This window comes from Methanobrevibacter ruminantium (assembly GCF_016294135.1).
GTDB classification, from domain to species: Archaea; Methanobacteriota; Methanobacteria; order Methanobacteriales; family Methanobacteriaceae; genus Methanobrevibacter; species Methanobrevibacter ruminantium_A.
Genome location: NZ_JAEDCO010000057.1, coordinates 1 through 7130 on the forward strand (window position 1 = coordinate 1; position 7130 = coordinate 7130).

At 31.1% G+C, this 7130-nt stretch carries 4 protein-coding genes; 2 read left to right on the forward strand and 2 right to left on the reverse strand.

The window, feature by feature from the left end; all coding sequences use genetic code 11:
* Positions 1-89 precede the first annotated feature (89 nt).
* Positions 90-1052, forward strand: coding sequence for a zinc metalloprotease HtpX (locus tag VW161_RS08485; RefSeq protein WP_304105697.1), 963 nt, complete (start codon positions 90-92; stop codon positions 1050-1052).
* Between the two features lie 361 nt (positions 1053-1413).
* Positions 1414-4317 (forward strand): excinuclease ABC subunit UvrA, encoded by a 2904-nt coding sequence (gene uvrA / locus VW161_RS08490; protein ID WP_304094122.1) that lies wholly within the window; start codon positions 1414-1416, stop codon positions 4315-4317.
* Between the two features lie 136 nt (positions 4318-4453).
* Here the strand turns inward: uvrA and VW161_RS08495 are convergent, their stop codons facing one another.
* Together VW161_RS08495 and VW161_RS08500 are read right to left on the reverse strand one after the other, a co-directional pair.
* A complete protein-coding gene (locus tag VW161_RS08495; protein WP_325192926.1) occupies positions 4454-6103 on the reverse strand; it encodes a hypothetical protein in 1650 nt (549 codons plus the stop codon).
* Positions 6104-6205: 102 nt separating this feature from the next.
* Positions 6206-7015 carry a DUF368 domain-containing protein gene (locus VW161_RS08500; RefSeq protein ID WP_304136014.1) on the reverse strand — a complete coding sequence of 270 codons (810 nt, stop codon included), beginning with the start codon at positions 7013-7015 and terminating at the stop codon, positions 6206-6208.
* Positions 7016-7130: the final 115 nt, after the last annotated feature.

Here is a 7130-nt window from a genome sequence, read left to right on the forward strand (position 1 = left end):
AATTTAAATAGTAAAAGAGTAATATTTATAAAAGAATAATATTGTAGATTTATCAAAATTATTCAAATAAAAATTAAAGGGGTTTTTATATGAAAGGAACTTGGAAACTCAAATTAAGATTATGGCTTTCTATGGTTTTAATGTTCGGTATAGTGTATATTCTAATTATGCTTGCCGGTAACTTCTTAGGATATGGAGGCTTTTATGGATTCTATGCAATTGCAGGTATAGGTGTTATATTCTTGCAATACCTATTTGGCCCAAAGATTGTTGAAAGCTCAATGGGAGTTCACCAATTAAGTGAAGCTGAAGCTCCTCAACTCCATCAAATGGTGTCAGAATTAGCGGCTGCAGCTAATATCCCTAAGCCTAAAGTGGGTATATCCAATACTATGGTGCCTAATGCATTTGCTTACGGCAGATCCAAACGCAGTGGACATATATGTGTTACAAGAGGTATCCTTGGTCTTCTTGATGAGGAAGAGCTTAGAGCAGTTTTAGGCCATGAAATGTCTCATATTAAACATAATGATATGGCTATTACAACTGTTGTCAGTGCTATTCCACTCATTTGCTACTATCTATCATTTTCACTTATGTTTTCAGGGGGTGGAGACAACGACAACCGAGGAACTCTTTTAGGTATTTTAGCATTGATCGCTTACTTCTTAGGTCAATTAATTGTTCTATTCATTTCCAGAATAAGAGAATACTATGCTGATGCAGGAAGTGTAGAATTAGGTTGCAAACCTGAAAAATTAGCTTCTGCATTATATAAATTGGTTAATGGTGCAGCAAAAGTTCCACAATCTGAAATAAGGGATATTGAAGGAACTAAAGCATTCTTCTTAACTGACATCTCCAATGCAAGAAATGAATTCAATAATTTAGCTCAATTGGACTTGGATATGGATGGTGCAATCAGTGCTGAAGAACTAAATGTTTTAAGAGATTCTAAAGTAAATGTAGGCACTTCCAATAAGATCATGGAATTATTGTCCACTCACCCAGACATGCTTAAAAGAATAAAAAGATTAGCGGATAATAGCTAATCTATCTTTATTTTCTTTTTTAATTTATTTATATTATTTTTATTTTATTTTTATTTTATTTTTTTCTATTTTTTTCTATTTTGAATCCTTATTTTTACTTTTTTATTTATTTTAAAATAATTTATTATAAACTTTTTACAAATTTATCATATATAACATATATTTATATAATAGTTAGGACTAATATTAGTTTGTATGAATAAAAACTAAATTATTAGTTTTCAAAAGCTCTTACTACTTAGATTTATATATAATATAACAAAATTTTATATAAAATTTACTAAATGTATTAAAATTAAATTAATTAAATTATAAATAAATTATAAATTAAAATATAACAAGATTTACTTATGGTGAAATGATGAGTACCGAAAGAAAAAACATTATACTTAAGGGAGGAAGGGAACACAACCTCCAAAACATTGATTTATCCATACCAAGGGACCAATTTGTTGTGGTTACCGGTTTAAGCGGTTCAGGTAAATCAACACTTGCATTCGACACCATTTATGCTGAAGGACAGCGTAGATATGTTGAATCATTATCAGCTTATGCAAGACAGTTTTTAGGCCAAATGAAAAAGCCTGAAGTTGATTATATTGAAGGATTATCACCTGCAATTTCAATAGACCAAAAGACTACAAAGGTTAATCCAAGATCAACAGTAGGTACCATTACAGAAATTTATGATTACTTACGTTTATTGTATGCAAGAATAGGAATTCCACATTGTCCTAAATGTGGAAGGGAAATATCTCATCAAACCATTGGACAGATAACTGAATCCATTATAGAAGAGGGAGAAGGAACTAAGATACATGTGCTTGCTCCTGTTGTAAAAGACCGTAAAGGTGAGCATAAGGATATTTTAGAAGACTTTAGAAAGAAAGGTTTTGTCAGAGTACGTGTAGATGGTGAAGTAAAAGGTCTCGATGAGGATATTGTGCTTGGAAAAAACTTCAGACACAATATTGAATTGGTAGTGGATAGGCTTGTTATCAGGGAAGGAATCGACTTCCAAAGAAGGTTATCAGATTCTGTAGAAACCGCTTGCAATTTTGCAGATGGTCTTGTAACTGTCATGTTTAATAAAAGGGATGATGAAGGAAATGAATCCACATATGAAAAAACCTATTCCGAAGACTTTGCATGTACTAACTGTGGCATAAGTTTCCAGGAATTGACTCCTCGTATGTTTTCATTCAATGCACCTCAAGGAGCTTGTCCTGAATGTAATGGTATAGGAACAAAAATGGAAATGGATCCTGACTTGATTGTGCCGAATAAGAACTTAAGCTTAAATGATGGAGCAATCGTTCCATGGTCAAAATCAACTAAGAAGGAAAATTACTATTATCAAATGCTTAAAGCAGTTGCTGATCACTTTGGATTTAGCATGGATACTCCATTTAAGGATTTAACCGAAGAAGAGCAGCACATAATTCTTTATGGTTCAAATGAAAAGGTTGCATTCGCCTTTAAAAGAAGAAACAGATCTTACAGAGTCAACCGTAAGTTTGAAGGTGTAATTACAAGAATGGAAAGATTATACATTGAAACCAAATCCAATTACAATAGAAGCTATATCTCAAAATTCATGAGTGACCGCAAATGTCCAGTTTGTGGTGGAAGAAGGCTTCGTCCAGAGGTTTTAGCAGTAACTGTCGGTGATAAGAACATCATGGATGTATGTGACTTATCCATTAAGGACAGCTATCAATTCTTCCAGGATTTGGAGCTTACAGAAAGACAACTTTTCATTGGAAAAGAGATTTTAAAGGAAATCAAGGCAAGATTGAAGTTCCTTGTTGATGTAGGATTGGATTATATTACAATGTCAAGGTCTTCAGGTACCTTGTCTGGTGGAGAAGCACAAAGAATAAGGCTTGCTACACAAATCGGTTCCGGTCTTGTGGGTGTTTTATACATTTTGGATGAGCCAAGTATCGGTCTTCACCAAAGGGATAATAAAAAGCTCATTGGTACTTTAAAGCATTTAAGAGACATTGGAAACACCTTGATTGTTGTAGAGCACGATGAAGAGACAATTTTATCTGCAGATTATGTTATTGACATTGGTCCTGGTGCTGGTGAACATGGTGGAAAAATCATCGCTGAAGGAAGCCCTGAAGAGATAATGAACTCTCCAGACTCAATTACTGGAAAATACTTGTCAAGAAGGGAAACAATTCCAATTAATACAGAAAGAAGACCAGGTAATGGCAAATTCCTAACTGTTAAAGGTGCTAGAGAGAACAATCTTAAGAATGTTGATGTAGACATACCATTAGGAGTCTTTACATGTGTTACTGGAGTAAGCGGTTCTGGAAAGAGCAGTTTAATCAATCAGGTCTTGTATAAGGGTTTATCAACCATCATCAACAAGAAGTATTTGCATCCTGGAAAGCATGATTACATTGAAGGAATTGAGAATATCGATAAGATCATTAGAATAGACCAAACTCCTATTGGAAGAACTCCACGTTCCAACCCTGCTACATATGTAGGTGTTTTCACTCCAATCAGAGAGTTATTCGCTGACACTCCAGAATCTAAAGCTAGAGGTTATAAACCTGGAAGATTCAGTTTCAATGTAAAAGGAGGAAGATGTGAATCATGTTATGGTGACGGTATCATACAAATTGAAATGCACTTCCTGTCTGATGTTTATGTTCCTTGTGAAGTCTGTAAAGGTAAAAGATACAATGATGAGACTTTAGATATCCGTTATAAAGGAAAGAATATCTATGAAGTATTGGAAATGACAGTTGAAGAGGCTTTAAAGTTCTTTGAAAATGTTCCAAGAATTGCTAAAAAGCTTCAAACCTTATATGATGTTGGCTTAGGTTATATAAAGTTAGGACAGCCAGCAACTACCTTATCTGGTGGTGAAGCTCAAAGGGTTAAATTAGCTAAAGAGCTATCCAAATCCAGCACTGGTCAAACATTATATATCTTGGATGAGCCTACTACCGGTCTTCACTTTGATGACATTAAGAAATTATTAAACGTTTTAAACAGATTGACAGATGCAGGTAACTCTGTTGTGGTGATTGAACATAACTTGGATGTCATCAAAACAGCGGATTATATCATTGATTTAGGTCCTGAAGGTGGAGATGGCGGTGGAGAAGTCATCGCTACTGGAACTCCTGAAGAGATTGCTGAATCTGGCACTTATACAGGAGATTTCTTAAAAGAAGTCTTAAGCGAGAATATAACCGCTCATGCAAAAGAGTTAGTTGAAGAGAATGCAAGTAAATAATAGTTTTCTATTATTTACTAAAATTTTTTATTAAAAATGAGTTTTTTATATTTTTTATTTACTTTTTTCTAAAGCTATTTATTTTATATTATTTTATACCATTTTATACTATTTTACACATTTTACCTATTTTACACTATTTTTTAAGCAATGCTGATCTTTTTTTAGCTACTTCCCTTACATATTTATCTTCATCTTTAATAGCTATATCATCTAAAACAGATACAGTTTGAATGTTTTTGCAAGCAGATTCACGAATCTTTGAATCCTTATCATTATATGCCAAATCAACCAATATATCCTGATTCTTTACTTTAGAAATAGCTTCTATACGTGCATCACTGTATTCGCCACTGATTGCAATGTCTTCTAAAATCTTTTTATCCTTAATTCTTCTAATTGCATTTGATCTGATATTGGAATCATTATTGCTTTTTACTATATCAGCCAATAAATTTTCTGATTTAATTTTAGATACAGCTTCAAGTTGACAACCATAATAGATGGATTCTTTGCTAATTTCAATTAAAAGATTCTCATCTTCAATATTATTAATCGCTAATTTGCTTATTTCCTCATGTTTTGATTCGTTTGCAACATTCTTTAAAAGATTTTCAAAATCTTGGATATCATAACCATTATCAATATAATTTTCCTTATTGCTTATGGCTTTATTTAAAGCATTTTTAGCTACAATTAAATCATCATCTTTGATACTAATATCAATTAAATTAACTAAAGAATTAATATTCTTAATAGCTTCACTTCTAACAAAGCTATCTTTCTCTTGCAGATATATTTCTTTAATAATATTCTCATTTTTCACATGTTTTATTGCTTCAATACGAACAAACTTATCAGTATCATTCAATGCAATCTCTTTTAAAATATCCTCATTTTTGATTTTTTCAGTAGCTTTTATTCTGAATGAGGAATATCTTGAATTTAATGCAATTTCAACCAAGTCATCTTCGAAATCCAATTTCTCAATTGCTGCAGAACATACATGTTCATCCATTTCATTGAATGCAATCTCTTTTATTGTTTCATTATTTTTTTCGTTATCTAACTTGTTTAATGCTTCAACCCTAATGAACTTGTCATATTCATTGCTTTTTGCAATATCAGATAAAATCTCTTCGTCAGAAAAGCTTTCTTTATTGATTATTTTATTGAATATCTTATTGTCAGAGGAATTCCTTAATATTTCAGCTAATATTTGATTGTTATGAATCTTTTCTATTGCAAGCATTCTTACTTTTTGATCTTTTGCATTGAGACATAAATCCATCAGCACGAGTTCATCATCAATTTCACGAACTGCAGATAATCTATCTTTTCCTTTTTTATCATATTTTGCAATCTCTCCAAGGACATGATTAACTTTTCCTAATTTGTCAAAAGCTATCTGTCTGACATCGCTATATTTTGCATTATAAGCCAATTCCTCTAAAATATTGGGATCTGTAATTCTAGATGCGGAAATGGTTCTTACATATCTGTCCTTATTATCCATAGCCAAATCTTCCAAAACATCTTGAGATTTCATTTCCATAACTGCAGCAATTCTGTTATTCCTGTTGCTGTGATTCATTGCAATTTCTCTAAATGTTTCATCTTTCAATATGTCCTCTTTTGTACGTGAATCATTTTTAAGACGCTTTTCTTTAGCTAACTTTAAATCTTCTGGGCTAATGTTGTCATTTGAAGTAAAATCGATTGTTTTATCTTCTTTTTTATTCTTTTTATCTTTTTTATCTTTTTTTATGAAGTCAAACAAGCCCATTTTTTCACCAAAACAGATATTATTATTTTTATTTTTAACTTTGAAGTTAATTTAAAGATTATATTTATTTAATAAATTTTTATATAATGAATTATATTTGAATTATTCTTCTTTTTTAAATTTTTTCTCTAAAACAATGATTAGTACAAATGCAATTAAAGCTAAAATAATGCATGGAATCCATGAACCTTGAATAGTTGCAGTTATTTTCATAACAGGTAACCTCAATGTTCCAACCATGATTCCTATTAAAAATGCCATTGTAACTGATTCATACCTTTCAAGCAAATAGTTCAAGAGTTTGGAAAATCCTAAAATTCCTATCAATGCCCCTATACCAAAGACTAATATGTCTATTAAATTTCTTGAATTTAAAGCGTTTAGCATATATTGGTATTGTCCAAGGAGCAATAATAAGAAAGATCCAGAGATTCCTGGCAAAATCATAGCACATATAGCTATAAGTCCAGATATGAATATTACAACTAAGCTATGATTAGTTGCAATAGGATTTAATCCTACAAATATGTAAGAGAGAATTATTCCTATTATGCTTATGATAATTAATTTAATATTGAAATTCTCCAATTTAGTATATAAAATATATGCAGAAGCCAATATTAATCCTAAAAAGAATGAAAATGTATATGCTGTATGGGTATCAAGCAAATAGCTGATTACTTTTGCAAGGCTAATGAATGCAATTCCTATACCTAAAAGTAAGGGAATGAATAATTCAAAATCAATTTCTTCGATTAGCTTTTCTTTAAAATCAGTAAAATTAGCCTTTAACAATGGCTTTAAAAAGCTAAACCTGATACTACTTATAGCAGAAATTAGACGTTCATATATTCCAGTAATTAAAGCTATTGTTCCACCTGAAACGCCAGGAACAATGTCCGCAGATCCCATAAATAATCCTTTAATGAAAATCAATATTATTTCTTTTAAATTTAAATTCATTTTTATTCCTCAAAAACATTAAAATAATAATTAATTTTATTTTTTATTTTTATAATTTAATATT

Bases quoted from the DNA above. Each gene is read 5' to 3' on its own strand.
- VW161_RS08500 (WP_304136014.1), bottom strand. From the start codon at position 7,015: ATGGGATCTGCGGACATTGTTCCTGGCGTTTCAGGTGGAACAATAGCT.
- uvrA (WP_304094122.1), top strand. From the start codon at position 1,414: ATGAGTACCGAAAGAAAAAACATTATACTTAAGGGAGGAAGGGAACAC.
- VW161_RS08485 (WP_304105697.1), top strand. From the start codon at position 90: ATGAAAGGAACTTGGAAACTCAAATTAAGATTATGGCTTTCTATGGTT.
- VW161_RS08495 (WP_325192926.1), bottom strand. From the start codon at position 6,103: ATGGGCTTGTTTGACTTCATAAAAAAAGATAAAAAAGATAAAAAGAAT.